This window comes from Acinetobacter sp. YH12218 (assembly GCF_013417925.1).
In the GTDB taxonomy this organism is placed as follows: domain Bacteria; phylum Pseudomonadota; class Gammaproteobacteria; order Pseudomonadales; family Moraxellaceae; genus Acinetobacter; species Acinetobacter amyesii.
On sequence record NZ_VPDB01000025.1, the window covers coordinates 1 to 26,721 of the forward strand.

Here is a 26,721-nt window from a genome sequence, read left to right on the forward strand (position 1 = left end):
AAATGTATATCGTTGGCAGAAGAAATTATTTAGACCAATTATCAAAAGCTTCATTGATGACTTTATTCTCGATAAAAATCATCTGCTACCACAGAGAATCTTTAAATAATAGTGCGTAAGTCCTATAGATATTATGAATAAATTTAAAATTTAAATAAAAAACCATCACGAGGATGGTTTTTTATTAGCTACTTGATTGCAGGCATGTTACTTGTCAACGCACTGCAGCAATATGTTTAGCGCTGATTAGTTTTTACCTGTATGACCAAAACCGCCTGCACCACGTTCAGTGGCTTCAAACTCATCCACAATATCAAACTGAGCTTGTACAACTGGCACTAAAACATATTGTGCTAAACGCTCACCCGGCTCTAGGCTGAATGCCGTTTGGCTACGGTTCCAAACAGACACCATCAATTCACCTTGGTAATCTGAATCAATCAAACCGACCAAGTTACCCAACACGATGCCGTGTTTATGACCTAAGCCTGAACGTGGCAGAATTAAACCTGCATACTGCGTATCTTCGATATAAATAGATAGACCTGTTTTTACCAGAACAGTTTGACCCGGTTCAATCACGGTGGTTTCTTCTACACATGCACGTAGATCAAGGCCTGCCGAACCTGCTGTTGCATAAGTTGGCATTGGCCATTCCGTACCTAAACGTGTGTCGAGAACTTTAACTTGAACTTTCATAGTTCATTCCTGTTTCAATAAAACGAATTTCAAAAAATAAATAATATATTCTACGCATTAAGCTTTAACGCTTAATCAGCACGCGTAAATTTTCTAAATAATGCTGTGCTTGCTGTTTAGGATCGATATCCCCTGCCAGCTTTTTCTTGCGTCCTAACCACTCCAATTCATCTTGTGGTAGTTCGTCCAAGAAGCGACTTGGTGTCATTTGTCGCATTTGACCACCGGCTTTACGCTGCTCTGCCAAAGTCATAGTTAAACCTTGGCGTGCACGAGTAATTCCCACGTACATCAGACGTCGTTCTTCCTCTACGGTGTCGGCAGCGATAGAGTTCTTATGCGGTAGAATTTCTTCTTCCAGACCAATCAAATAAACGAATGGAAATTCCAGACCTTTCGACGCATGAAGTGTTAACAAATTGACTTTATCGGTGTCTTCTTCTTCTTGTTGCTGTTCTAACATATCGAGCAGCACCATCTTACGAATCACACTTTCAATGTTCTTTTCATCTACATCTTCTGCACGGTTAATCAAACTTTGAATACTGCTATATAGCACTTCAATATTATCCAGCTTGGTTTTTTCCTGCGCAGGTGTCGCTGCAGACTCTTTCACATAGTCGATATAACCTGCTTCAATCATCATGCGACGAATAATGGGAACAGGCTCATCATCTTCTAATAATTCACGGGTAAAGGTCGAAATAAAGTCCGCAAATTCGGCCAATTGGGTTGTGGCTTTTTTCGGAATCGCCATGCTCAAGCGCTGATCCCCTGCTGCACTGAGCAAAGATAAATTACTTTCCTGCGCAAATAGACCAAGCTTTTCCAAAGTCACAGGACCAATCGCACGTTTTGGCGTATTGATAATTCGTAAGAATGCGCTGTCATCTTCAGGGTTAATGATCAGACGCAAGTAGCTCATCAAGTCCTTAATTTCAGCACGAGCGAAGAAAGACTGACCACCCGATAATTTATACGGGATCTGCATTTGGCGGAGCTGTGTCTCAAGAGCGCGCGCTTGGAAATTACCACGATATAAAATGGCGTAGTCTTTCCAGTTTTTACCGTTCATCAGCTTATGCGTGATCAAGTCTTTTACGACGCGTTCTGATTCATCATCGTCATTACGACAAGTAATCACGCGGATCACTTCACCGTGGCCTTTATCTGACCAGAGCTTTTTATCGAAAATATGTGGGTTATTGCCAATAACGGTATTTGCTGCTTTTAAGATCCGACTGGTCGAGCGATAGTTTTGCTCAAGCTTAATGACTTTCAGATTACGGAAATCTTCGTTCAATAAAGCCATGTTCTCAGGCTTAGCACCACGCCATGCATAAATCGATTGGTCATCATCACCTACCGCGGTGAACTGCCCCATGACACCCACAAGCAATTTCACCAAAATATATTGCGCGGTGTTGGTATCTTGATATTCGTCGACCAATAAATAGCGGATTCGATTCTGCCAACGATCACGCACTTCTGCATTTTCTTGTAATAAGCGCGTCGGCATGACAATCAAATCATCAAAATCCACAGCATTGTAGGCACGTAAATTACGCTCATACAGTTGATACAGATGTGCAAACTGAACATCTTCTGCTGTTTCACAGGTGGTGTGCGCTTGCTCAGGTGGAATCAGATCGTTTTTCCAATCTGAAATCATTTTCATGGCTTTGGCAATCAGCTCTTTACTTTCTGCACCGGATAAATTGTCACGATGCATTAAGTCCATCAAAATGCGTTTGCAGTCATCTGCATCTAAAATTGAAAAGTTATTTTTCAGTGGTGTATTTTTTAATTCCAAACGGAGCATATTCAGCCCGAAGTTATGGAAGGTAGAAACCGACAGCCCTTTTGCCTCTTCACGGCTCATCAGCTTTGTCACACGCTCTTTCATTTCTCGCGCGGCCTTATTGGTAAAGGTCATCGCGGTGATACGGTGCGCAGGAATACCACAATGCTTCACCAGATAGGCAATTTTACGGGTAATCACCGATGTTTTGCCTGAACCTGCCCCTGCAAGTACTAACAAGGGTCCTTGAGTGTATTTCATTGCTTCAAGTTGCTTGTCGTTCAACTGACTTGCCAGTGACATAGTCTTTCCTCTTATTAATTCGAGGATGATTATAGTCATCTGAAACGATCTTGCCTAATGCAAAATGTATTTTATCGGTCATTAAAAATGCCATAAAAAAAGCCACCCGAGGGTGGCCTTTCGTTTCGAACTAAAACTTATTTAGTTTCGTAAACTGAGATTTCTACGCGACGGTTTTGTTCACGACCTGCAGCAGTTGAGTTATCCGCTACTGGAGAAGTTGAACCGTAACCACGTGCAGTAATACGAGTTGAAGAAATACCTTGAGACGCTAGGTAGTTTTTCACTGAGTTTGCACGGTTTTGAGAAAGTGGGTTGTTGATCGCATCAGAACCTGTGTTATCTGTGTGACCGTGTACAACGATTGCAAGTTTGTTTGCAGTACCGTCTTCACGCAATACTTTAGCAACGTCATTCAACGCAGATTGGAACTGAGATTGAATAGTTGAAGAGTTAGTTGCGAAAGTTACTGATGGCATAACAAGGTTGATCGAACCATCTGGATTACGACCTACGTCAACACCAGTACCAGCCAATTCTTGTTTAAGACGTTGTTCTTTCTTATCAAGAAGAAGACCTGCACCACCACCAACTACAGCACCAATTGCAGCTGCTTGACCCATTTTGTCTTTATCAGCATTAGAATAAGCAATACCAGCGCCTAAAAGAGCACCTAGACCAGTACCGATTGCTGCTTTGTCATATTCCATGTTTTGACAACCAGTAAGTGCCATTGCCCCAACTACTGCCGAAATTACTAGTGCACGCATTGCATGCCTCCTTCTTTGTGTTTTGTTGTATGGTTGAAATGATGAAGTAAAACAAATGGCTGAACCATTGATTTTTTGTTAATAATAAAACGTTTAGTTACAATTTGTAATATGAATACGAGATTTATTTGTTAATTCCATCACAATTTCTTCACAGTTCTGCAGATGCCCTTTTTTATTTAATCAACTCGAACTATATTTATTAGAATCAATCATTATTTGGACAATTTCCGCTAGGACTTTTTATATGTCATCTCAAACAAATAAGCAACCGACACTAAAAAAAATTAGCAAAGGACTTACCGTCGGTTCAGTTATGACAGGCAGTACTTTTTTCCATGGTCCTCCTGTACTAGCCCTTGGTCTAACCAAACTCTTTAAAAAATCAAAAAAGGTTGATGAAACCAACATAAAAATTACCAACAGTTGGCTCACGGTCAATAACTGGTTAATTGATCACGTTTTACCCAACACAAAATGGGATATCACCATCGATGAAGACCTCGATTTAAATTTGCAGGGTCGTTATCTCATGACCTGTAACCATCAGAGTTGGGTCGATACAACAGTTAACCAATATTTTGGTTTAACCCGTATGCCACTGACACGTTTCTTTACCAAATGGGAGCTCATTTTCATTCCATTTGTGGGACAAGCTTTTAAAATTTTAGGCTTTCCAATGATGAAACGTCATAGCAAAGAACAAATCGCGAAAAATCCTGAACTTAAATATCGAGATATGGAAGAAGCGCGTAAATCTTGTGAACAGTTATTGAGCCAGCCTTTTACCCTGCTGAACTATTTGGAAGGCACTCGCTTTACACCTGAAAAACATGCGCAGCAGCAGTCGCCGTATCAAAACCTTCTAAAGCCGAAAGCAGGTGGTTTAGCACTGGCACTCAATATTTTAGGGGATCAAGTTGATGCCCTCGTGGATATGACCATCGTCTATCCAAATGGTGCGCCGGGTTATGGCGAATTTTGGCTCGGTGAAGTTCCACGCATAGCCGTGGATTTACGTAAAATTGAAATTCCAACGTGGGTGCATGGCGGCAACTATGAAGATGACGTAGAGTTCCGTGAAAAATTTCAGCATTGGGTGGATGAGCTGTGGACAGAGAAAGACCAACTCATTACTCGTATGAAAGCTAAATACTCAGTTACTGAATAATTAAGAAGAAGTTTTTATGTCGCAGAACAGCATGCCGCAAAACAAGAAATCTAAATATCATCATGTCAATCCAAACAGTTGGTCATTCAAACTGTTTTTGATTTATGACATTTTCATGGTGTTTATTATTGTTTTTAACTTGTTCTGCCTATGCATGAACTTTTTCCTCATGAGCAATCTTGGCAGTTGGTTCTTTAACAGTATCCACCTGCCCGATGTGCTGAGTTTTTACCGTGAACATTTGCATCCGTGGGTGATTACCACCGAAGCGTGGTTCATTATCTTTTTGATTGTAGAACTGTTGGTGCGTTGGGCGATTGCCATCATCAACAAGCACCATCAGCGCTGGTTCTTCTTCCCGTTTATACATTGGTACGAAATTTTAGCTATTGTGCCGCATTTACGTTTCCTGCGTTTATTTCGCGCGGGCGTGATTGCCTATCGACTGTATGAAATGGGTTATCAGATCGTGCCATCGGCATGGCAAAAGAAAGCTTTGTTTTATTATCGTGTGGTGATGGAAGAACTGTCTGATCGAGTAGTACTTACCGTGTTAGATGGTGTTAAGCATGAGCTCAATACCAGTACAACCCATAAAGACCTAATTAGTAATCTTGTGCAGCATCACCGCGAGATGTTCACCCAAGTTTTAGCTGAGATTTTGCAAGAAAATTTAAGCAAAGAGCTACGTACTGAACGTGAATTGATCGCCAAAAATGTCGGACAAATCGTCAGTCAGGCCATTGAAGATACCCCCGAGCTCACGCAGCTATTGCGCTTAGTGCCAATCGTTGGCAGCCGCATTGAACAGCAGATTCAAAGTATCGGGCAACGTTTGGGTGAAAATATTACCCAAGGTTTAATTTCCCCATTGGCTTATCCCAATACATCTACGGCTCAAAAACCCAATCTATATTTAGACATTTCACAGCGTGTTAGCCGTATTGAAATCGAAAATAATGCCCAGCTGGATGAGTTGGTTCGCTCTGCGGTTTTTGAAAGTCTAGAAGCCATTCGTAAGCAAGTGAAAGTAAAACAGTGGCAGCAGATTATGCAGGAACAGGACCAAGCTACAGAATAAACACTCAGTCAAAAATAATTGCGAACTCCGCTAGAGTATTCATGCAAATTGTTCTAGGATTTGCTCTATTTACAACATAACTACTTCGGCACAAAAGTAATAGTTAGAAGTCTCAAGGATTCAATATGGCTGATATACGGATAAAAGGCAAAATGGTCAATGCGATTCGCATTCACCTCGATACCAATGATCATGATGCGATCCGCCAGCAACTTACTCCAATGTTCCAAAAGGCTTTTCCACCCGGAACATTAGCCGTGATTGAAAGTACGGTTGATCAAGAACTAATTGCACTGATTCAACTACTTATTAGTATTGAAATTCAACCGATTGGTGTCACTGAAGGTCCGCTATCGGACCAAGCACGTGCTATCCAATTTCCCGTAGTTCCTGCGGATCGCAAACTACAACAAGTTAAACCGACACGCGAACAAGTGGTTGAAGAACCCGCGCCTGCAGAAGAAAAAACCGAAGATAAAATTGCTGCAGTCGAAGTACCGACCATTCGTCATGCTACGTCGTATCACAATGAAATCTTGCGTACAGGTCAATGTTTAGTCCAAGACCATGGCGATATCATTATTAATGCTGGTATTAATAGCGGTTCAGAAGTAATTGCTTCAGGAAATATACATATTTATGGTAGTGCTCGTGGTAGAGTCATTGCCGGAGCTGGTGGGAACACGGCTGCACGTATTTTCTGCCATTCATTAGAAGCTGAATTGGTTTCAATTGCAGGGACTTACTGTGTCGCTGATGACATTCCACCTCATGTGGTCAAACAGCCAGTACATATTTATTTGAATGACCAGCAAGAGCTAGTATTTGAAGCTTTGCAATTTTAATGTATAAATAATCACCAAACCCCTAATTAAAAAAGGGGATTTAAACCATAACAGGAGTGGATTCGGTGGCGAAAATTGTTGTCGTAACATCAGGTAAAGGTGGCGTAGGTAAAACAACTACAAGCGCATCTTTTGCAACAGGTTTAGCCCTTCGCGGCCACAAAACTGTTGTGATCGACTTTGATGTGGGTTTACGTAACCTTGACTTGATCATGGGCTGTGAACGCCGCGTTGTATATGACTTTGTAAACGTATTGAATAACGAAGCTCGATTACAACAAGCGCTTATTCGCGATAAAGATATTGAAAATCTCTACATTTTGCCAGCATCTCAAACACGTGATAAAGACGCGTTAACAGATGAAGGTGTAGCACGTGTGATGGACGAACTTTCTCAAGAGTTCGATTACATTATTTGTGACTCACCTGCGGGTATCGAACGTGGTGCAATTTTAGCAATGTATCATGCTGATGAAGCGATCATTGTGACGAACCCAGAAATTTCTTCGGTACGTGACTCTGACCGTATTATTGGTATGCTCGACAGCAAAACCAAAAAAGTAGAACAAAACGAAGGTCGTATCCGTAAGCATCTCTGTATTACACGTTTCAATCCAGAACGTGCGGATAAACAAGAGATGTTGACGATTGATGACATTTCAAAAGATATTTTACGCGTACCGACTTTAGGTGTTATTCCTGAATGTAAAAGCGTTCTACAAGCATCAAACGAAGGTAAACCAGTGATTCTGTTTACAGAAGAAGCGGCTGGCCAAGCGTATGATGACCTTGTTGCACGTTTCCTTGGTGAAGAGCGCCCTTACCGTCATATTACGGTAAAACCTAAGGGTTGGTTAGCACGTCTATTTGGAGCGTAATCATGGCAGGATTCTGGAGCAAACTTTTTAGCAGCGACGAGAAACCGTCAAGCGCACAAACGGCAAAAGACCGTTTAAAAGTCATCGTGGCATCTGAAAATGGTCTAGGTAAACGCCTTAGCCAAGACAAGATTGACATGATGAAAAAAGAAATCATGCAAGTAGTAAACCGCTATGTTCGTGGTGTAGATGAGCAACATATTCAAATGTCTGTTCGTTCTGAAGCGAATATTGAAATGCTTGAAATGAATATCAATTTGCCTGAAGAACGTTAATCTGAATTCTGATTAGCCAAGTAAATTGAATCAAGGCAAAATGTGAGGCTGGATCAGTAAAGCGCTGCTTTACCCAGCCGCAAGATGAGAAGCTTTGCTTCGAGTGGGCTGGATTAGTTTTATTCCTTTGTTAGATCAAAAGCTTTGCTTCGAGTAAACGGGATAAAAAATAACTTTTGATCCAACCATAAAATGAGTCGCTTAACTTAGAGATGACGAATAAAACCATTTTACTTGCGTACTCATTTTTGCCTTTTTGTATTTTTAAACCAGCAAGGAGATTGCGATGGCATTATCTCAGCCAGCAACGTTCAACGAAGAATGGTCAGATGAGCGTGTATTTGCCTACCTTACTCAGCTTCCTCCTGAAGGAGTGAATGGCGACTTTCACGTGCTTTACCATGCTTTCAAACATATGCGTCCAAATGACTATGAGCGTCTTTTGACTCAATTCGTTGCCGATGGCCGTGATGTGAACGCAACTAATCCTGAAGGTCAGCGTATTCATGACGTGATTGCTCAATACCCACGTCAAAGCGCAGGTTTCCTCGAAGTATTGGCAAAATTTGCTTAATTTCGAGTAACAAAAAAAAGCCCGCATGATGCGGGCTTTTTTTATCTTATTTAAAATCGGCGTTATTGAATATCATCATAATCAATGCACGGTCAACATGAGCAATGGAAACATCAAGCCAAAACCAATGGTTTGTACACTAATAATCGCCGCCATCAGTTGTGAATCGCCCCGATAATAGCGTGTCAAAATATAAGACGATGATGCCGTCGGCAAAGCAAAAAAGACCACTAAAATCATCCGCTCAAAATCAGTCAAACCCATCCATGTACTCAATAGATAAGCAATACATGGCATTAACATGAGACGCCCTATCGTATTTAAACTTAAACGACGTAGATCGGCGCGCATTTGCTGAAACTGTAATGCCGCTCCCACAGACAATAAACCCAAAGGTAAACTCATTGCCGCCAATATTTTTAGCAGCTCGGGTAAACCATTAAATAAGGTGAGACCTGATAAATTAAATAGAACACCGACTACACAACCTAGAATGAGCGGATTTTTCGCGATAGAAATACAGGTTTGTCCAAGCTGTTTAACGCTGATATTGGAAAAAGACAGGACAGAAATGATATTCACCAAAGGAACAGCCACAGCAATCAACATGGCAAACATTTGCATGCCTTCTGAGCCAAACAGCGCCCCCATTAATGACAAGCCAATATAGGTATTAAAACGAATATGACTTTGGATATACACGCCAAAACGCTGCACGGGGATATGCATAAACTGCTTGATCCCCCACAACACGATGCTGATCAAACAGGTGCCCGCAACCAGTACTGTCAACATTCGTGAAACAGTGTTCATATCCAATTGCACGGCTGATACATTCAAAAATAGCAGCACAGGAAATAAAACGTAGTAATTGAGTTTTTCTGAATTTGCCCAAAATTCATCCTGAACAAACTGTGTGTATTTAAGCATATAGCCCATCGCTATTAATGCAACGAGGGGAAACAATGCGACGACGATATTCATGCTGTACGCCTTGAAATAAACAAGCTATTTCATCTTTAACCATTTATGTAGTACAATATAATCCTCATCTAGACTCATAACAAAATGAGCAATTACTCATGGCAATGACATTTTCTCAGCTTGAAATTTTTATTAAAGTCGCAGAACAACAAAGCTTTACTCTCGCTGCTCGGCAACTGGGAATTACTCAGTCGGCTGTCTCTCATGCATTAAAGTGTTTAGAGCAACATTGGAATGTCAGCTTATTTAGCCGTGAGCAAGGCGAAATAAGCCTGACCCACATTGGTCAGCAGTTATTGCTGCATGCCAAAGAAGTCATCAATACCGCACAAATCATGCAACAAGAAGTGCATGCCGCACATGGTATTCAACAAGGAACACTGAGAATTGGTTCTTTTGGTTCTTCTAGTTCGATTCATCTGCTTCCAGAGCTATTAAAGGCATATAGAGAGCGCTATCCACACATTGAAATCTATGTCGAAGAAGGTACTGATGCAGAAGTGTCTCGTTGGATTTCTGAACGTCAGATTGATGTTGGTTTTGCCGTACTCCCCAAGCCGCAGCTGTTCACCTTCCCCTTAATTCAAGACATTTTCATTGCCTTGATTCCAGATAGTTATTCAGTTTCCAAACACAGTCATTTAGATATCCAAGACCTGCAAAATTACCCCTTTATTATGACCCGTGCAGGCAGCCAGTCCCATGTCGAAAAACTGCTTAAACAACACTACATACAACCTAAAATTACCTATCAAATGTCGCAACTGTTAACCATTTTAAACATGGTGAATTTACAGGAAGGGATTGCTATTGTTGCAGATATGGCGATGCCTACTGAGCTGTTGGCGTTGCATCCACATGTGGTTAAACGTCCACTCTTTCCAAATACCCAACGGCAAATTGGACTCGCCGTAAAAAATCAAAAACTCATGAGCCCTGCCTGCAAAGCCTTTATCGAACTGGCCCAGTCCATGTTCTACCAAGATGAGTTCTCAATCTAAAAATAAAAAACCTGCCGAAGCAGGTTTTTTGTTTTAGGACTTAGACCAAGATATCTCGTTTACCATTTGGCCCCATCCCACTGACGATACCATTTTCTTCCATCTGATCAATAATCCGTGCAGCACGGTTATAGCCGAGACTGAATTTACGTTGCAGCGAAGAAGTAGAAGCTTTACGTGTTTCCAAAACGAAACTAACACATTGATCATACAGCGCATCACGGTCTGATCCACCATCACCATCTTCAAAACCGCGAGATGTCGGCTCTTCATCATAAGGCGTGAGGATCTCATCGACATAATTCGGTTCACCGCGCTCACGCCATGCATCACAAATACGGTTCACTTCATCGTCTGAAATAAACGCGCCATGCACCCGCTCAGGTTCAATTTTACCCGGTCCGAGGAACAACATATCACCATGACCCAGTAAGTCTTCTGCACCACCAGCATCTAAGATAGTACGTGAATCCAGTTTACTGTTGACACGTAGCGCAGCACGGGTTGGAATATTGGCTTTGATCAAACCCGTCACCACATCTACGGTTGGACGCTGTGTCGCCAACAGCAAATGAATCCCTGCTGCACGTGATTTTTGTGCAAGACGGGTAATCATTTCTTCGGCTTTTTTACCCACTTGCATGATCATGTCAGCAAATTCGTCGGCAACAATTACGATCAACGGCATTGGCTGTAAACGTGGCGCACGACTTTGGGTTGCAGAGTCATCTGGCTTCCAAGTTGGATCAATCAGATCTTCACCATTGGCCATTGCTTCTTCAATTTTACGGTTAAAGTCAGTCAGCTTACGCACTTTCATCAAGGACATCAGCTTATAACGACGCTCCATTTCATTGACACACCAGTTCAATGCACTCACCGCATCTTTCATGTCGGTTACAACAGGCGTTAATAAATGTGGAATATCGTTATAGTTGGCAAGTTCCAACTGTTTCGGGTCAATCATGATGAGTCGCAGTTGCTCAGGTGTGTATTTCAACAACATCGATAGCAACATGGCATTGACTGCGACTGACTTACCAGAACCTGTAGTACCTGCCACCAACATATGCGGCGCTTTCGCCAAATCGGCCAAGACAGGATTACCCGAAATATCTTTACCCATCGCCATACTAAGTAAGGCATTTGGATCACGGTATGCCGGCGTTTCTAACAGCTCAATAAGACGAACCATTTCACGTGAACTATTTGGGACTTCAATCCCGATATACGGTTTACCCGGAATAACTTCCACCACACGTACAGAAGCCATAGACATCGAACGCGCCAAGTCACGTGAAATATTGGTGACTTTAGACGCTTTCACACCAGGTGCCAAGTCAAGTTCAAAACGTGTTACGACTGGTCCCGGCTGTGCCTCTACAACTTTGGCTTTGACATTAAACTCTTGCAGTTTAATTTCTAAAAGTTCAGACAAGCGAGACAATTGCTCTGCAGTGAAATTGACTTTCTTGTTCGGATCTACAGGATCTAAGATTTCCAAGCCCGGCAAAGTCGGTAAATCCAAGCGTTTTTGTGCCACTTGCATCGCACGTGACATTGGACGACCAGAAGCATCAGTTAAAGGCGCATCAAAGTCAAAATCATCTTCGAGATCTAAATCGATGTCTTCAGGTTTACCCGCCGTTTCTTGCCACACTTCACGGAAAGCATCTTTATTCGAGCTGATTAAGGCTTTTTCATCATCAGATACAAAAGTCTGCGGCTGCGTATTAATTTCAGCACGAACCAAAGGCGTAGATTGCGCATAACTACTGGTTGTACGAACTGGCTGTGACTGTTCTATCGCTGGCTCTGCTTCTTCAACCAGCAAATCATCGAGATCATTAAATTCAGTTTCAGCACTGATATTTTTCGGTGTGGTCAGCGGTGTAATCTGTGCAGCAGCTACACCTAAACCTGCAACTGTGGCAGCAGCACCTGTAGCAAATTCATTTGAATGCGTTGCTGGACTTTCATTTTGAGCTGTATTAAATGGGCTATGCACATCCGTCGCTGTTTTACTATTTGGAACAGCCGCTAATAGCTCATCAAAGATTTCATCATCATCCCAATCAACTGATTTTTTAGCCGCTGGCGCTGCTTCTGTCGAAGAAGTCGAATGCACATCTGCTGTTTTGTTGAAATATTCAGTTTGATTGGCAGGCTGCTCTTCTTCCGCAGCTTTGAGTAAAGCATCAATATCTTGTTTATGACGTTGGTCATCATTGGAATGTAATGCGCGCCAAACTTCACCTGTTGCAACAACACGTTGTTGATCTTGTTCAAGCTGATGCACTTTCGCCAAGGTATGTTCAAAATCTTCATCAGATGGCGTAGCAGTCTCTGCCAAATCTACCGCAGATGAATGCTGTGCGTTCCATTCTTTGTCTGCCCATTCTTTATCGGCAATATCATCAAATAAACGTTCAGCGACGCGATCACGTACCACAGGATCGACATCGACCGCATGATGTTCGTCGGCTGGTGTTACTGGTGCAACCACTTTTGATGCATGCGCAGCAGCACTATCTTTTTTAGTCGTTGGTACTGTACGGTCAAATGCGGTGTCGCCTTCAGGCACATTGCGATAGAACAAATCTTGCAGATAAGCTGGTGTGGATTTCATGGTTGCCCATGTCTTATTCCACTTGATGCCAAAGGCCAAAGTGAACAACATGATCCAAAATGCAACAAGAAATATTGCTGCACCATAGACCGTTAATATTTGTTCAAGACTTTGACCCAGTTCATAGCCAATGATCCCGCCCGATGCATTTTCTAAAGTATCTTCAGGGACATTCCAAAACAGGAAAAGTAAACTTGAAGTTGCCAGTAAAATAAAGAACTGAGCGGCATAGCGAAATGGACGGTTTAGAAAACTACGTGGCCACCACACTTGAATTGCTTCGAGAAATAAATAGACAGGTATCAGCAGACTTGCCCAACCTAAAAATCCATAGAGTAAATCAGCGATCCATGCACCTGCGACGCCGCTGGCATTTGAAACTTGCTGAGTATCACTGGATAAATGCATCCATCCCGGATCAAATGGCGTATATGTGACTGTTGCAAGGAACAGATATATCCCAAATGAAACAAGGAATAATGTCATTATTAAGCGCTGTGCATATGCACCCGACACCGCTGTCATATACGTTCCTGTAACCAATTCTTCATGAATGTTTTTGTCATTACCCACAACAAAAATGGGCTGAATCTAAACCTGTTATTATGCACCTGTTCAATAAAAAAGATGCAAGATAATTTAAGTATAGTTGTTAACTTTATTCTATATAGCTCAAAACGATTTCGATGATCAATAATATCGACTTTAATCTCACACAATCGTTTCAAACTTTGACGTATAATTCCACAAATTATCATATAAAAAAAGGATTCTACGGATGAGCGCTCGTCACTCACGTCTAATTATTTTAGGTTCTGGTCCTGCAGGTTATAGCGCTGCGGTATACGCTGCCCGTGCGAACCTGAAACCGACACTCATCGCAGGTATTCAATTAGGCGGTCAATTGACTACAACGACAGAAGTAGACAACTGGCCAGGTGGTGCAGAAGGCTTAACTGGCCCTGCCCTAATGGAACAAATGCAATCACATGCTGAGCGTTTTGGCACAGAAATCGTGTATGACCATATCAATGAAGTTGACCTCAATGTTCGTCCGTTCGTACTTAAAGGCGATATGGAAGAGTTCACTTGTGATGCATTAATTATTTGTACAGGTGCAACTGCACAATATTTAGGTCTTGAATCTGAAGCTGCATTTATGGGTCAAGGCGTAAGCGCATGTGCAACATGTGATGGTTTCTTCTACAAAAACCAAAAAGTCATGGTTGTCGGTGGTGGTAATACTGCTGTCGAAGAAGCGCTGTATCTATCGAACATTGCATCGCATGTCACTTTAGTACACCGTCGTGACTCTTTACGTTCAGAGAAGATTCTGCAAGATCATCTTTTTGCTAAAGAAAAAGAAGGTAAAATCAGCATCATCTGGAATCACCAAGTGGATGAAGTCATTGGCGATAACACCGGTGTGACTTCTGTACGTATTAAATCTACGCAAGATGATTCAACTCAAAATGTTGATGTCACTGGTATGTTTGTGGCAATTGGTCACAAACCAAACAGCGGTATTTTTGATGGTCAATTAAACCTACGTGATGGCTACATCCAAGTTCAAAGCGGAACTGCGGGTAATGCAACACAAACATCTATTCCGGGTGTATTTGCTGCGGGTGATATTGCCGACAGCATTTACCGTCAAGCCATTACTTCTGCAGGTTCAGGCTGTATGGCTGCACTCGATGCTGAAAAATACCTTGATGCACTCGGTGAATAATCTTTTGCTTAAGTCATTTGCTTAGCTAAACATTTTTAAAAATTAGCCGACCTGATGGTCGGCTTTTTTATGTATGATAAAAATCCGTATACCTCAATAAGAAGCTTGGCATGCCGATACTCCCTCCTTCTGAATTTACTTTCCCCGATCCTGTTGAATGCGATCCCGAAGGTGAAGGCTTAATTTGCATCGGTGCTGACCTCTCCCCTTCCACACTGTTTGAAGCCTATAGTCACGGTCTTTTCCCATGGTTCAGTGAAGGTGATCCAATTTGTTGGTGGTGTCCTGAACCCCGCTGCATTATTCGACCGCATGACTATCATCCGAGTAAATCGTTATTACGCAGCATGAAAAAAATGGACTATAAGATCACCATTAATCATGCGTTTGAAACTGTGATTCGCTCATGTTCTTTGCCGCGTAGTTATGCCAATGAAACATGGATTTCAGAAGATATTATTCAGGGATATTCTGCGCTGTTTGACGCAGGCTATGCTTATAGCATTGAAGTTTGGGAAAACGAGACTGTTGTAGGTGGCCTCTATGGGGTCAATATTGGTCATGGCTGCTTTGGCGAGTCTATGTTTAGTACACGAACAGATGTCTCTAAAATGGCGTTTTACACCTTAATGCTCATCGGGCAAGAGAATCAGTTGCCATGGATTGATTGCCAATTGGTCAACGATCACCTCTTAAGCTTAGGTGCGAGTACACTTTCTCGCCAACAATACCTTAATTCGTTACAAGATGTTGTTAAACAACCCTCTATCGATTGGAAAAAGTATCAGGACAGTGTATTTTCAAGTAAAACAATAGCGCAATGGGCAAGTCTCAGCGCATGACAATAAAAGAGGGATATTACGATGAATTCCTATCAACCGAAGTCCCTGTTGAACGAATTACAGTACTACATCACGCCTCCGCATGATTGTAGCTACTTAGAAAATAAATCTGCCCGGATGGTCTTTCTTGACCCTGTCCATCGTATTGATGTGGTCACGTTATCTGAACTTTCCCGCATGGGTTTTCGTCGTAGTGGTGATTTTGTCTACCGCCCTGAATGTCATCTTTGTCGCCAATGTTTGTCCTCTCGCGTTCCTGTTCATGAATTTCAAATGAACAGCGTGCAAAAAAAAGCGTGGAAACGGAATCAAGATTTAACGGTGAAAATTAGCCGCCCTCAAGATGCCGATGCAAAGCATTATGCGCTGTACGAACGCTACATTAATGAGCGGCATGCTGATGGTGATATGTACCCACCTAGCCAAGATCAATTTGAAAAATTTTTAATTAATAGCTGCACTGACAGTTTCTTTTTAGAGTTGTGGTTAGATGAGCAACTGATCAGTGTATCTACCTGTGATCCACTTGATGATGGTATTTCAGCGGTATATACCTTTTTTGATCCTGATGAAAGCCGTCGCTCCCTAGGGACTTTTGCCATTCTGAAACAAATCGAGCACGCACAAAAGCTTGGACTGCAATATGTCTACTTGGGCTATTGGGTACCCGATTCGCAAAAAATGAATTATAAATCTCAGTATATTCCACTGGAACTTCTGCTTGATGGACAATGGCGTCGACTCAACCGACCACTGACCCAAGAAGAAATTAGCCAACTGGGGGATTCCCTGATGACCACCTTACCTTCCGGCTGGAACAATCCTATTATTAAATAAAAGGGATCAAACAAAAGATATTCAATAAAATAGCATCCGTTTATTCACGAATGCTTTCTTTAAATCTGATTACGCTTCACCGCTTTTATTTAAATAAAGCTGCAAAATCATCACCACAAGTCTTCACCATAATAATGGCGTGCTCACGAGTTCCATCGGCATTTGGATAATAATTCTTTCGCAAATCGATTTGATGAAAATCCGCTTTTTCATATAAACGGATCGCTGGTTGATTACCTTCTCGCACTTCTAAGAAGATTTGAATGGGGTTATTTTTGAGTAAGGCAATAGATTCATCGAGCAATTGAAAACCTAATCCTTTGCCTTGCTGGCTCGGATCGATCGCCATTAACAATAAATTTGCTTCATCTAAAACGGGTTGTAAAATGCAAAAACCTACAACTTTTCCTTGTCGCTCAATCACCGTACTTTGATAGGCAGCAATCGATTCTTGAAATTGTTTTATGGTCCAAGGATGGCTTTGTACGCGGCGCTCGATATCGTAAACCTGCTGGACATCAGCGTCTTGCATCAAACGAATCATCTTCGTTTATCTTTCTATAGCTAGGGTATGCGCATTATAAAAAGTTTGTCTATAAAGTTGAATAAAAAAAAGAGCGATTTACATCGCCCTTCTGAAAAAGTCACCACAGCGCTGTGATTAGAGACCCAAATATGCTTTCCACGTTTTTAACAAACCAGAAGTATCTAAATCATTCGGGTGAAAACCTGGTTTAAAATACATCAGCATTTCTTTACCCATACCAGTGATGATGCCTTTTGAAGGGCTATAACCATAGGTATAAATATCTTTTAATGCTTCAAAATTAAGCTTGTTATCTTCTTTTAATAAACGAGCGACAAAATAACTTTGTACGAAGAATAAAGTCACCATTGCGCCAATCAATGAACCTGTACGGAGTGCGTAGGCCTTTATTCCCTGACCAAAGACACCTTCAAATACATCATAAGCTACGGCTTTATGCTCATTTTCTTCAATCGCATGCCATAACCACATATTTTTCATGGTTTCATCAGTCATTAAGGCTTGAATATGTGGGTTTACCAATAACTGTGAAGCAATCGTTGCAGTGAAATGCTCAAGTGCCGTAGTTGCAGTAAGATCCACCATTTCTTGAGTAATACCAACAGATTTACCAATACGTGCAAAGACTTTACGTACACCTTGGATAACACGACCCGTTGCCTTATCAAGTGTTTCGACATCATGACCGTATTTTTGTGCAGAAGCATTAAAACCCTCATGCTCTTGCGTATGCATTGCTTCTTGACCAATGAAAGCACTAATTTCTTTTTGTAGGGCTTCATTATTTGCGATCGATGGGTGTTTACGTACGGCACGCACACTATCAATAAAGAACATTTCACCCGCGGGAAATAAAGCAGACAATGCGGTCATAAAATGTGTCAAACCTGCTGAGCCATTCATCCAGTACTCTGGTACCGCATCAAAATCAAAATTCATGCGACGTACAGGGAAACTTGCACCTGCTCGATTAGTAATCTTTACTTTAGCGTTCATGCCTAACTCCTTTTTGAGTTATGAAATACTCAAACTTTTATTGGTTTTCTTGAGTTCATATTACGGTTTTATTGACGCGTAATTATTTCAGTTAAGGACAGTGAATTATCACTAAAGGACAGCTTTCAAAAATATTGTCAGACAATTTCCCTATCACATTGAATAAGCATAAAAAAAAGCGCCTCAAAGAGGCGCTTTTTTACACACATTTAGTGATTATGCAGTTACTTTAGAAACTACACCCGCACCAACTGTACGACCACCTTCACGGATCGCGAAGCGTAAGCCAGCGTCCATTGCGATTGGGTGGATTAATTCTACTGACATTTCTACGTTGTCACCAGGCATAACCATTTCTACGCCTTCTTTAAGCGCGATCGCACCAGTTACGTCAGTTGTACGGAAGTAGAACTGTGGACGGTAACCGTTAAGGAATGGAGTATGACGGCCACCTTCGTCTTTAGAAAGTACGTATACTTCTGCGTCGAATTTAGTATGCGGTTTGATTGTACCTGGTTTAGCAAGTACTTGACCACGTTGAACATCTTCACGTTTAGTACCACGTAGAAGAACACCACAGTTCTCGCCCGCACGACCTTCGTCAAGAAGTTTACGGAACATTTCTACGCCAGTTACAGTTGTTTTAACTGTATCTTTAATACCAACGATTTCAACTTCTTCGCCTACTTTCACGATACCAGTTTCAACACGGCCAGTTACTACTGTACCACGACCTGAAATTGAGAATACGTCTTCGATTGGCATAAGGAATGCTTGGTCGATAGCACGTTCTGGTTCTGGGATGTAAGAGTCAAGAGCTTCAACAAGAGCAACTACAGCATCTTCGCCGTATTGACCAGCTTCACCATTAAGCGCTGCAAGAGCAGAACCACGGATTACTGGAGTGTCGTCGCCTGGGAAGTCATAAGTAGAAAGAAGTTCACGAACTTCCATTTCTACTAATTCAAGAAGCTCTTCGTCGTCAACAAGGTCGCATTTGTTTAGGAATACAACGATGTAAGGTACACCTACCTGACGAGAAAGAAGGATGTGTTCACGAGTTTGTGGCATTGGACCATCAGTCGCAGCACATACAAGGATCGCACCATCCATTTGCGCAGCACCAGTAATCATGTTTTTAACATAATCGGCGTGACCTGGGCAGTCTACGTGAGCGTAGTGACGGATTGGAGAATCGTATTCTACGTGTGAAGTATTAATTGTAATACCACGTGCTTTTTCTTCTGGTGCAGAGTCGATTGCAGCGTAATCTTTCGCTTCACCACCGAATTTTTTTGCACATACAGTTGCAATTGCAGCTGTTAAAGTAGTTTTACCGTGGTCGACGTGACCAATTGTACCCACGTTAACGTGTGGCTTATTACGTTCGAACTTAGCCTTAGCCATGAGATCTTCCTTTTTAAACTACTCATGCAGGGATACTGCATGAGCATTTGGTTTTTAACTATGAATTAGTTTGGGCTTATAGTAATCGAAAGATTACTCGTCGTCACCTTTTTTACCGCCAGATTGGAACTTAGCGATGATGCCTTCAGCCACGTTACGTGGTGTTTCAGCGTATTTAGCGAATTCCATAGAATAAGTTGCACGACCTTGAGACATAGAACGCATATGAGTTGCGTAACCAAACATCTCAGAAAGTGGAACTTCTGCACGGATAGCTTTAGTACCACCAGGTAAATCGTCCATACCTTGAACAAGACCACGACGACGGTTTAAGTCACCCATGATATCGCCCATGTAGTCTTCTGGAGTTTCTACTTCAACTTTCATGATAGGTTCAAGCAAGATAGGATCTGCTTTCATGAAACCGTCACGGAATGCGTAAGAACCAGCCATTTTGAACGATAATTCGTCAGAGTCGACGTCATGGTAAGAACCATCGAACAATGTCGCTTTGATGCCAACAACTGGATAACCAGCTAGGACACCATTCTTCATACGTTCTTGGATACCTTTGTCAACCGCACCGAAGAATTCTTTAGGTACTACACCACCTACAACTTCTTCAGCGAACTCGTAATCTTTGCCAGCATCTTCAGCAAGTGGTTCTAAACGTACGTATACGTGACCAAACTTACCTTTACCACCAGTTTGACGTACGAACTTACCTTCTTGTTCAACTGATTTTTTGATCGTTTCACGGTAAGCTACCATTGGTTTACCAATGTTCGCTTCAACGTTGAATTCACGCTTCATACGGTCAACAATAATGTCAAGGTGAAGCTCACCCATACCAGCAATAATTGTTTGACCAGATTCTTCGTCAGTACGTACGCGGAATGAAGGGTCTTCTTTCGCCAAACGACCTAAAGCAACAGACATTTTTTCTTGGTCAGCTTTAGTTTTAGGCTCAACCGCAAGCGCAATTACTGGCTCTGGGAATTCCATACGCTCTAGTGTAATTACATTGTTTTCATCACATAATGTATCACCAGTCGTAGTATCTTTAAGACCTACACATGCTGCGATATCACCCGCACGAATTTCTTCAATATCGTGACGGTCATTTGCGTGCATCTGTACGATACGGCCAACACGTTCGCGCTTCATTTTAACTGGGTTATAGCAAGGGCTACCTGCTTTAAGCACACCAGAGTAAACACGTACGAATGTTAAGTTACCTACAAATTTGTCGTTCATGATTTTGAACGCAAGCGCAGAGAACGGAGCATCGTCAGACGCTTCACGAGAACCTTCAGTTTCGTCTTTGTCGTCAAGGATACCTTTAATCGCCTCGACATCAGTCGGCGCAGGTAAGAATTCAATTACAGCATCCAACATACGTTGAACACCTTTGTTTTTGAACGCTGAACCACATAGCATTGGTTGAATTTCATTCAACAATGTACGTGCACGTAAACCTGAAACGATTTCTTCTTTAGTTAACTCACCTTCTTCAAGGTACTTGTCCATGAGTTCTTCTGATGCTTCCGCAGCAGCTTCAACCATGTTAGTACGCCATTCGTTAGCTAGTTCAACTAATTCAGCAGGGATTTCGCCATATTCAAACTTCATACCTTGAGACGCTTCGTCCCAGATAATCGCTTTCATTTCGATTAGGTCAACAACACCCTGGAAGTTTTCTTCTGCACCGATTGGAACAACGATTGGCACTGGATTACCACCAAGACGTGTTTTAACTTGTTCAACAGCACGGAAGAAGTTCGCACCAGTACGGTCCATTTTGTTCACGAATGCAATACGTGGAACTTTATATTTATTTGCTTGACGCCATACAGTTTCAGACTGAGGTTGTACACCACCTACAGCACAGTAAACCATGCATGCACCGTCAAGAACACGCATAGAACGTTCAACTTCAATAGTGAAGTCTACGTGTCCTGGGGTATCAATTACGTTAATACGGTGCTGTTCGAATTGGTTACCCATCCCTTTCCAGAAGCATGTTACTGCCGCTGAGGTAATAGTAATACCACGTTCTTGCTCTTGTTCCATCCAGTCTGTAGTTGCAGAACCTTCGTGAGTTTCACCAAGTTTGTGACTCTCACCTGTGTAGAACAAAATACGTTCTGAAGTGGTAGTTTTACCAGCATCAATGTGCGCAGAGATACCAATGTTACGATAACGAGAAATTGGGGTTTGACGAGCCATGATTTCTAGCATTCCTAAATTTTGTTGTTTAAAACAGGACGCTTTAAGCTGCATAGCAACTTAAAGCGATTCGATGACAAAACAGTGACAACTGATTTGTCACCCTCCTGAATAGGGGCTGTTTTATCCGCTTAGAAACGGTAATGAGAGAAGGCTTTGTTGGCTTCAGCCATACGATGCACATCTTCACGTTTTTTGATCGCTGCGCCTTTACCTTCAGCTGCATCAAGCAACTCACCAGCAAGACGTAAAGCCATAGTTTTTTCAGAACGCTTAGCAGCAGCATCTACTAACCAACGCATAGCCAAGGCAGTACGACGGGATGGGCGTACTTCCATAGGCACTTGGTATGTAGCACCACCAACACGGCGTGCTTTTACTTCGACCATAGGACGAACTTTTTCAAGAGTAGTCTCGAAAAATTCAACTGGGTCTACTTTAGATTTTTCTTGAACGCGGTCTAAAGCACCGTAAACGATACTTTCAGCAATAGATTTTTTACCATCTTGCATTACGTGGTTCATGAATTTAGCGATTGTTTGGCTGCTGAACTTAGGATCCGGAAGGATTTCACGGGCAGCAACTACGCGACGTCTTGGCATTTTAATACACCTAATAAATATGACACTTCAGGTTACTCCAGCAGGTGCACAAAGTGTCATGTGCTTTCGCTGGCCTTACTATACGTCGCTTGGAATTTTCACAAAAAATGCAGAAATCAGACAAGCGAGACGATAAAGGATTGCAGTTCTAACGAACTAAGAAGTTAATCTTTTCAGATTATTTCTTAGGACGTTTAGCACCGTATTTAGAACGAGACTGGTTACGATCTTTAACACCAGCACAGTCTAAAGAACCACGAACGGTATGGTAACGTACACCCGGTAAATCTTTAACACGACCACCACGGATAAGAACAACACTGTGCTCTTGTAGGTTATGGCCTTCACCACCGATGTAGCTAGAAACTTCGAAACCTGAAGTTAAGCGAACACGGCAAACTTTACGCATTGCTGAGTTAGGTTTTTTAGGTGTAGTTGTGTAAACACGTGTACAAACACCACGACGTTGTGGACAAGCCTTCAACGCAGGAACTTTAGATTTTTCAACTAAAGTTGTACGACCCTTACGGATCAACTGATTTGTTGTTGCCATTTGGCAATTCTCCCGTTAATAAAAAGCCCCAAAAAATACTACTTTTTGAGGGCATGCAATTGTAAGCGAAGACTTAAAATTGGTCAACAATATACGATCATCGAAAACATTTATTCATCGTGATTTGCGCAATTTTTCACCCACAAATAAATAGTTTATTTTTCAGAAGAATCTGCTGATTTTTTTGTAACTTTATCTACGGCTGCTGTTTTGGCTTTACGCGGCTTAGTTTTGGGTGCAGCTTTTTCCACTGGGACATCCTCCTGCTGTACAGATTCCAACACATCAAACTCATCTTTTTCAGCTAAAGCAGGTTTTTGCGCAGCCCCGGGTGCATGAGGCTCAACAACTTTCTCCGCAAGTGCCTCCAAACCTTCTGAGACTTTTTGTTCCTGCTCTACTTCCACTTCGGCTGCATCAGAGTTTTTAACTTGTGCTTTTTTGATGACTTTTACTGCGCGGATACTCTCATGACCTGCAACATCTATGGTCTGATCTAGTACCGGCTCAGCCAAATCAATATCTTTCGCCTTAATACCTTCTAGTAATTTAGGTGTTGCTTGAGCAAGCAACTCAAGAGAACGCTCATAGGCATGTAAAGGTGACAAGCTAATATCCTGATGCTGCAAAATATATTGGCGCGCATTAGAAAAGACTTGCTGTGCCTTCTGATTCACTTCATCCACTAAACGGCGACTATACACTACACTTACACCAACACTCGCCACAGGAGATAACCGTGATAGCTGATTTAACAATGAAACTTTTGGCATTTGATTGAGCCATGCCCACTTAAACTGACCATTTTCATCTAGTACATATTTTTTCAATGCTGCTGCATCGGTGTCTGAACCCACCAATTGCTGCAACTGATGTAAATCACTATTTTGTAGCGTACTACTCAGAGCTTTTATTGCCATAAGCAAAGTTTGTTTTTCTGCAATTAAACTCAGGTCGACCTGTTTAAAAATAAACTGAACGATATCTTGATCACTTTCTTTACTTAAGTCGAAACCATAAGAACGTCCAACTTGATAAATCACTCGTAAAGTCATAATCAGTGAAGCAGGGATATCAATACTTGAACCGATAACACCTGTCGCACCTGTTAAAGCCCCTTGAATTGAAGCAATCCATTTATTTTGCTCGCCTAAGGCCTGACTAATGCGGCGTGAACGATCGACATCTTGTGTCAACTCTTCTAAATCACGTACGCCAGCTTCATCAAGCACTGCATCTACAGATGAAATATCCGAACTAAAATGATTCAATCGATCAAAAAGATAGTCAGAAATCTTGTCGCTAAATTGAGGGGCAACAAAATTGGCTACATTATTTACGGTATTAAAATGTCGACCGAATAATTGTCTAGAAACATTCGGAACGTGTTCACGCAGGATTTGCTGTGGATTATCATATTTTTTCACATCAAATACGCTCGTCTGACGTGACTGACCTTCCAAGGTTTGACCATTTTTTTGTGGTTGAATGACCTTAGTTACAGATTCGGGTGCAACATGATTGATAATAGACACCCCTGTAGAACTGAGCTTTTTAGCCACTCCAAAGGCGTTTGAGAGCAGACCAGCCGTTGGTTTATTATTCATTTTCGCCATTCCCTACCCCATTCAGACTATTCTTGAAATTCTTGATAAATACTAGGTGTAGTCAAACTTTATCACAACTTGAATATGTATCTTTAAGTTAAGTTTTTTGCTGCATCGTTGCAAATTAGCTCAGTCAAAAATAGGCATAGGATTTGCCATAAGAATTCAAAAAGCTTTCTGCTATCATTATTCCAATCAAATTATATGAGTTCGTCTATTTAGAAAGTTTCCTTCGTATACTTTCAATAGCTTGCTCACACACTACCTATAAAGGATCTGTAGATGAAACGTGTTGTAATCACTGGTATGGGCATCAACTCATGCATTGGTAATACATTAGAAGATGTCACTCATTCTTTGCAAAACGGGATTTCTGGAACACGTTTCAACCCAAGTTATGCTGAACTTAATTTCAAAAGTCATGTCAGTGCGGCTGCAGAACAAAACTTTGACGGTATTGACCGCCGCTTAAAACGCTTTATGGGCGTATGCGCAATGTATGCATACAACTCAGCTTTGGCTGCAGTAGAAAATGCAGGCTTAACAGCAGAACAAATTGGTGGTAATCCACGTTACGGTATTACTGGTGGTTCAGGTGGTGGTTCAACTGCATCTGTTGTTGAAATGAAAGAACTTCTAGACACTAAAGGTGCACGTAAAGTTGGTCCATTCTTTGTACCACGTAACATGACCAACACCATTACCGCAAACGTGGGTGTTGCATTTAAAATGCAAGGTATTGCACACACGATTACTAGCGCATGTGCAACATCTGCCGATGCCATTGGTTATGCATACAACCTGATTCAATTGGGCAAACAAGACTTAATGCTTGCCGGTGGTGGTGAAGAAGACCATTGGTCACAAAGTCTTTTATTTGATGCAATGGGCGCACTTTGTTCAAAATATAATGACACACCAGCGACTGCTTCACGCCCTTACTCTGCTGACCGTGACGGTTTCGTGATCGCAGGTGGTGGTGGCTTCGTTGTACTAGAATCTCTTGAACATGCTCAAGCACGTGGCGCAAACATTTTGGCTGAAGTTGTCGGCTATGCAGCAAACTCTGATGGTGCTGACATGGTTGCACCATCAGGCGAAGGTGCGACGCGTTGTATCCTTATGGCTTTAGAAGAAGCTAAACAACACGGCGTAGACAAAATTGACTATGTAAATACACACGGTACGTCTACTCCAGCAGGTGATGTCACTGAACTTAAAGCGATGGAGCGTGCTTTCGGTGAAGGGCAAGTTCCTCCGCTCAGCTCGACCAAATCGATGACCGGTCACAGTCTGGGTGCTGCAGGTGTACAAGAAGCGATTTACTCTATTCTGATGATGCAAAATGACTTTATTGCACCAAACATCAACGTGACTGAACTTGACGAAGGTGCAAAACCTTTTGATATCGTACTTGAAAAACGTGATGCAAAATTGAATACTGTGATGAGTAACAGTTTTGGTTTTGGCGGTGTAAACGCTTGCCTCGTTTTCAAAAAATGGGAAGCTTAATATAAAGTTTGCTGCTTTGGCGCTTCGGTGCCAAAGCACACACCCACCGCCCTTTTAAGGGTCAATATATGGATGCTCCATCAGATGCTTTCCTCTGGGTCAAAGCATTACATATCATCGCAGTTGTTTGCTGGTTCGCAGCGCTATTTTATCTCCCTCGCCTTTATGTCTACCATGCCATGAGTGATGATGCTACGAGTCATCAGCGCTTTCAAATCATGGAACGCAAGCTATATCGCGGCATTATGTGGCCCGCAATGATTGCTACACTGATCACGGCGCACTTCCTCGTCGATTGGGGTGATGCAACTCGACACTACCATGAAGCGCTTTGGTTCTACCTAAAAGTTGGATTAGTTGGACTATTGGTGATTTATCATTTTGTATGTGGTTATTACCGTAAAAAGCTTATCGAAAATGCACATTATAAATCGCATAAGTTCTGGCGTTTTTTTAATGAAATGCCAACTTTGATTTTATTTGCAGTGATCATTTTAGTGGTCGTGAAGCCAAGCTTCTAAACGACTGTAAAAAAGCCCCTACTCATTGGGGCTTTTTTATTTCTATACCAAAATGTTTATATACAAAAACTACAACTGCACACAGCTATCTAAAATATTCCAATTGTGTGCTCTAAATTGCTCACGCGGATACGGCACTTCAGCACACAACATCCCCTCTTTCTTAAAGAAACGTCGACCGTGGCTATTTTGACTCAACTGCGTTAAATCAGTCACCCCCTGATTCAACAAATTAAAAATCATAATACGATCATTCAAAATGCGCCCTGCAAGCACAGAGCGCTCCCAAGGCACCCCCTCTATATTGGACAAAGTATTGCCCAAA

At 41.9% G+C, this 26,721-nt stretch carries 25 protein-coding genes and 1 pseudogene; 13 read left to right on the forward strand and 13 right to left on the reverse strand.

Going from position 1 to position 26,721, the window contains the following annotated elements:
• A pseudogene (locus FTV03_RS08735) lies at positions 1 to 109 on the forward strand (IS701 family transposase); the annotation flags it as partial.
• Positions 110 to 246: 137 nt separating this feature from the next.
• Here FTV03_RS08735 and dut read toward each other — a convergent pair.
• The 3 genes from dut to FTV03_RS08750 form a co-directional block, all read right to left on the reverse strand.
• Entirely contained in the window at positions 247 to 699 is a 453-nt protein-coding gene (dut, locus tag FTV03_RS08740; protein WP_078193106.1) for a dUTP diphosphatase, read from the reverse strand.
• 64 nt (positions 700 to 763) lie between these two features.
• Positions 764 to 2,803 (reverse strand): UvrD-helicase domain-containing protein, encoded by a 2,040-nt coding sequence (locus FTV03_RS08745; RefSeq protein ID WP_180041046.1) that lies wholly within the window; start codon positions 2,801 to 2,803, stop codon positions 764 to 766.
• Between the two features lie 137 nt (positions 2,804 to 2,940).
• Positions 2,941 to 3,573: an OmpA family protein gene (locus tag FTV03_RS08750; RefSeq protein WP_180004246.1), complete on the reverse strand. Its 633-nt coding sequence runs from the start codon at positions 3,571 to 3,573 to the stop codon at positions 2,941 to 2,943.
• 247 nt (positions 3,574 to 3,820) lie between these two features.
• On the opposite strand from FTV03_RS08750, the gene FTV03_RS08755 reads away from it, so the two are divergent.
• The 6 genes from FTV03_RS08755 to FTV03_RS08780 all read left to right on the forward strand — a co-directional run bounded on the left by FTV03_RS08755 (position 3,821) and on the right by FTV03_RS08780 (position 8,397).
• A complete protein-coding gene (locus FTV03_RS08755) occupies positions 3,821 to 4,744 on the forward strand; it encodes an acyltransferase (protein ID WP_180041048.1) in 924 nt (307 codons plus the stop codon).
• A gap of 16 nt (positions 4,745 to 4,760) precedes the next feature.
• Positions 4,761 to 5,825, forward strand: coding sequence for a preprotein translocase subunit SecA (locus tag FTV03_RS08760; RefSeq protein WP_373423587.1), 1,065 nt, complete (start codon positions 4,761 to 4,763; stop codon positions 5,823 to 5,825).
• A gap of 125 nt (positions 5,826 to 5,950) precedes the next feature.
• Positions 5,951 to 6,670, forward strand: a complete 720-nt coding sequence (gene minC / locus FTV03_RS08765) for a septum site-determining protein MinC (protein WP_078193110.1) — start codon at positions 5,951 to 5,953, stop codon at positions 6,668 to 6,670.
• 65 nt (positions 6,671 to 6,735) lie between these two features.
• Positions 6,736 to 7,548 carry a septum site-determining protein MinD gene (minD, locus tag FTV03_RS08770; RefSeq protein ID WP_067670152.1) on the forward strand — a complete coding sequence of 271 codons (813 nt, stop codon included), beginning with the start codon at positions 6,736 to 6,738 and terminating at the stop codon, positions 7,546 to 7,548.
• A gap of 2 nt (positions 7,549 to 7,550) precedes the next feature.
• Positions 7,551 to 7,823 carry a cell division topological specificity factor MinE gene (minE, locus tag FTV03_RS08775; protein WP_078190039.1) on the forward strand — a complete coding sequence of 91 codons (273 nt, stop codon included), beginning with the start codon at positions 7,551 to 7,553 and terminating at the stop codon, positions 7,821 to 7,823.
• Positions 7,824 to 8,109: 286 nt separating this feature from the next.
• Positions 8,110 to 8,397 carry a PA4642 family protein gene (locus FTV03_RS08780; protein WP_067766167.1) on the forward strand — a complete coding sequence of 96 codons (288 nt, stop codon included), beginning with the start codon at positions 8,110 to 8,112 and terminating at the stop codon, positions 8,395 to 8,397.
• 81 nt (positions 8,398 to 8,478) lie between these two features.
• On the opposite strand, the gene FTV03_RS08785 is transcribed toward FTV03_RS08780, so the two are convergent.
• On the reverse strand, positions 8,479 to 9,381 hold the full coding sequence (locus FTV03_RS08785; protein WP_180041050.1) for an AEC family transporter: 903 nt from the start codon (positions 9,379 to 9,381) through the stop codon (positions 8,479 to 8,481).
• Between the two features lie 104 nt (positions 9,382 to 9,485).
• On the opposite strand from FTV03_RS08785, the gene FTV03_RS08790 reads away from it, so the two are divergent.
• Positions 9,486 to 10,382 carry a LysR family transcriptional regulator gene (locus tag FTV03_RS08790; protein ID WP_180041090.1) on the forward strand — a complete coding sequence of 299 codons (897 nt, stop codon included), beginning with the start codon at positions 9,486 to 9,488 and terminating at the stop codon, positions 10,380 to 10,382.
• 40 nt (positions 10,383 to 10,422) lie between these two features.
• On the opposite strand, the gene FTV03_RS08795 is transcribed toward FTV03_RS08790, so the two are convergent.
• Positions 10,423 to 13,536, reverse strand: a complete 3,114-nt coding sequence (locus FTV03_RS08795; protein WP_180041052.1) for a DNA translocase FtsK — start codon at positions 13,534 to 13,536, stop codon at positions 10,423 to 10,425.
• Positions 13,537 to 13,789: 253 nt separating this feature from the next.
• On the opposite strand from FTV03_RS08795, the gene trxB reads away from it, so the two are divergent.
• From trxB to FTV03_RS08810, 3 genes are all read left to right on the forward strand, one after another.
• On the forward strand, positions 13,790 to 14,743 hold the full coding sequence (gene trxB, locus FTV03_RS08800; RefSeq protein WP_168379086.1) for a thioredoxin-disulfide reductase: 954 nt from the start codon (positions 13,790 to 13,792) through the stop codon (positions 14,741 to 14,743).
• 110 nt (positions 14,744 to 14,853) lie between these two features.
• On the forward strand, positions 14,854 to 15,585 hold the full coding sequence (gene aat, locus FTV03_RS08805; protein WP_180041054.1) for a leucyl/phenylalanyl-tRNA--protein transferase: 732 nt from the start codon (positions 14,854 to 14,856) through the stop codon (positions 15,583 to 15,585).
• A 21-nt stretch (positions 15,586 to 15,606) separates the two neighbouring features.
• On the forward strand, positions 15,607 to 16,422 hold the full coding sequence (locus FTV03_RS08810) for an arginyltransferase (RefSeq protein WP_078190044.1): 816 nt from the start codon (positions 15,607 to 15,609) through the stop codon (positions 16,420 to 16,422).
• A gap of 85 nt (positions 16,423 to 16,507) precedes the next feature.
• On the opposite strand, the gene rimI is transcribed toward FTV03_RS08810, so the two are convergent.
• The 7 genes from rimI to FTV03_RS08845 form a co-directional block, all read right to left on the reverse strand.
• Complete coding sequence (rimI, locus tag FTV03_RS08815) at positions 16,508 to 16,966, reverse strand: ribosomal protein S18-alanine N-acetyltransferase (protein ID WP_111885277.1); 459 nt, start codon at positions 16,964 to 16,966, stop codon at positions 16,508 to 16,510.
• Between the two features lie 117 nt (positions 16,967 to 17,083).
• A complete protein-coding gene (locus FTV03_RS08820) occupies positions 17,084 to 17,965 on the reverse strand; it encodes a metal-dependent hydrolase (protein ID WP_180041056.1) in 882 nt (293 codons plus the stop codon).
• A 216-nt stretch (positions 17,966 to 18,181) separates the two neighbouring features.
• The gene (gene tuf / locus FTV03_RS08825) at positions 18,182 to 19,372 is read right to left on the reverse strand and encodes an elongation factor Tu (RefSeq protein ID WP_180002848.1); all 1,191 of its coding nucleotides are present in this window, start codon (positions 19,370 to 19,372) and stop codon (positions 18,182 to 18,184) included.
• 93 nt (positions 19,373 to 19,465) lie between these two features.
• Entirely contained in the window at positions 19,466 to 21,601 is a 2,136-nt protein-coding gene (gene fusA / locus FTV03_RS08830) for an elongation factor G (protein WP_180004228.1), read from the reverse strand.
• 131 nt (positions 21,602 to 21,732) lie between these two features.
• Positions 21,733 to 22,203: a 30S ribosomal protein S7 gene (rpsG, locus tag FTV03_RS08835; RefSeq protein ID WP_005011815.1), complete on the reverse strand. Its 471-nt coding sequence runs from the start codon at positions 22,201 to 22,203 to the stop codon at positions 21,733 to 21,735.
• A 178-nt stretch (positions 22,204 to 22,381) separates the two neighbouring features.
• On the reverse strand, positions 22,382 to 22,756 hold the full coding sequence (gene rpsL, locus FTV03_RS08840; RefSeq protein WP_000246374.1) for a 30S ribosomal protein S12: 375 nt from the start codon (positions 22,754 to 22,756) through the stop codon (positions 22,382 to 22,384).
• 155 nt (positions 22,757 to 22,911) lie between these two features.
• Positions 22,912 to 24,372 carry an EcsC family protein gene (locus tag FTV03_RS08845; RefSeq protein ID WP_180041058.1) on the reverse strand — a complete coding sequence of 487 codons (1,461 nt, stop codon included), beginning with the start codon at positions 24,370 to 24,372 and terminating at the stop codon, positions 22,912 to 22,914.
• Positions 24,373 to 24,645: 273 nt separating this feature from the next.
• Between FTV03_RS08845 and FTV03_RS08850 the strand changes: the two genes are divergently transcribed.
• Together FTV03_RS08850 and hemJ are read left to right on the forward strand one after the other, a co-directional pair.
• Positions 24,646 to 25,875, forward strand: coding sequence for a beta-ketoacyl synthase N-terminal-like domain-containing protein (locus FTV03_RS08850; RefSeq protein ID WP_180041060.1), 1,230 nt, complete (start codon positions 24,646 to 24,648; stop codon positions 25,873 to 25,875).
• Between the two features lie 68 nt (positions 25,876 to 25,943).
• Positions 25,944 to 26,396, forward strand: coding sequence for a protoporphyrinogen oxidase HemJ (gene hemJ, locus FTV03_RS08855; RefSeq protein WP_180041062.1), 453 nt, complete (start codon positions 25,944 to 25,946; stop codon positions 26,394 to 26,396).
• A 69-nt stretch (positions 26,397 to 26,465) separates the two neighbouring features.
• On the opposite strand, the gene FTV03_RS08860 is transcribed toward hemJ, so the two are convergent.
• On the reverse strand, positions 26,466 to 26,708 hold the full coding sequence (locus tag FTV03_RS08860) for a hypothetical protein (RefSeq protein ID WP_180041064.1): 243 nt from the start codon (positions 26,706 to 26,708) through the stop codon (positions 26,466 to 26,468).
• Positions 26,709 to 26,721 lie beyond the last annotated feature (13 nt).

Excerpts from the sequence above, each read along its gene's own strand:
- dut (WP_078193106.1), bottom strand. The coding sequence starts at position 699 with ATGAAAGTTCAAGTTAAAGTTCTCGACACACGTTTAGGTACGGAATGG.
- FTV03_RS08745 (WP_180041046.1), bottom strand. The coding sequence starts at position 2,803 with ATGTCACTGGCAAGTCAGTTGAACGACAAGCAACTTGAAGCAATGAAA.
- FTV03_RS08750 (WP_180004246.1), bottom strand. The coding sequence starts at position 3,573 with ATGCGTGCACTAGTAATTTCGGCAGTAGTTGGGGCAATGGCACTTACT.
- FTV03_RS08755 (WP_180041048.1), top strand. The coding sequence starts at position 3,821 with ATGTCATCTCAAACAAATAAGCAACCGACACTAAAAAAAATTAGCAAA.
- FTV03_RS08760 (WP_373423587.1), top strand. The coding sequence starts at position 4,761 with ATGTCGCAGAACAGCATGCCGCAAAACAAGAAATCTAAATATCATCAT.
- minC (WP_078193110.1), top strand. The coding sequence starts at position 5,951 with ATGGCTGATATACGGATAAAAGGCAAAATGGTCAATGCGATTCGCATT.
- minE (WP_078190039.1), top strand. The coding sequence starts at position 7,551 with ATGGCAGGATTCTGGAGCAAACTTTTTAGCAGCGACGAGAAACCGTCA.
- FTV03_RS08780 (WP_067766167.1), top strand. The coding sequence starts at position 8,110 with ATGGCATTATCTCAGCCAGCAACGTTCAACGAAGAATGGTCAGATGAG.
- FTV03_RS08785 (WP_180041050.1), bottom strand. The coding sequence starts at position 9,381 with ATGAATATCGTCGTCGCATTGTTTCCCCTCGTTGCATTAATAGCGATG.
- FTV03_RS08790 (WP_180041090.1), top strand. The coding sequence starts at position 9,486 with ATGACATTTTCTCAGCTTGAAATTTTTATTAAAGTCGCAGAACAACAA.
- FTV03_RS08795 (WP_180041052.1), bottom strand. The coding sequence starts at position 13,536 with ATGACAGCGGTGTCGGGTGCATATGCACAGCGCTTAATAATGACATTA.
- trxB (WP_168379086.1), top strand. The coding sequence starts at position 13,790 with ATGAGCGCTCGTCACTCACGTCTAATTATTTTAGGTTCTGGTCCTGCA.
- aat (WP_180041054.1), top strand. The coding sequence starts at position 14,854 with ATGCCGATACTCCCTCCTTCTGAATTTACTTTCCCCGATCCTGTTGAA.
- FTV03_RS08810 (WP_078190044.1), top strand. The coding sequence starts at position 15,607 with ATGAATTCCTATCAACCGAAGTCCCTGTTGAACGAATTACAGTACTAC.
- rimI (WP_111885277.1), bottom strand. The coding sequence starts at position 16,966 with ATGATTCGTTTGATGCAAGACGCTGATGTCCAGCAGGTTTACGATATC.
- FTV03_RS08820 (WP_180041056.1), bottom strand. The coding sequence starts at position 17,965 with ATGAACGCTAAAGTAAAGATTACTAATCGAGCAGGTGCAAGTTTCCCT.
- tuf (WP_180002848.1), bottom strand. The coding sequence starts at position 19,372 with ATGGCTAAGGCTAAGTTCGAACGTAATAAGCCACACGTTAACGTGGGT.
- fusA (WP_180004228.1), bottom strand. The coding sequence starts at position 21,601 with ATGGCTCGTCAAACCCCAATTTCTCGTTATCGTAACATTGGTATCTCT.
- rpsG (WP_005011815.1), bottom strand. The coding sequence starts at position 22,203 with ATGCCAAGACGTCGCGTAGTTGCTGCCCGTGAAATCCTTCCGGATCCT.
- rpsL (WP_000246374.1), bottom strand. The coding sequence starts at position 22,756 with ATGGCAACAACAAATCAGTTGATCCGTAAGGGTCGTACAACTTTAGTT.
- FTV03_RS08845 (WP_180041058.1), bottom strand. The coding sequence starts at position 24,372 with ATGGCGAAAATGAATAATAAACCAACGGCTGGTCTGCTCTCAAACGCC.
- FTV03_RS08850 (WP_180041060.1), top strand. The coding sequence starts at position 24,646 with ATGAAACGTGTTGTAATCACTGGTATGGGCATCAACTCATGCATTGGT.
- hemJ (WP_180041062.1), top strand. The coding sequence starts at position 25,944 with ATGGATGCTCCATCAGATGCTTTCCTCTGGGTCAAAGCATTACATATC.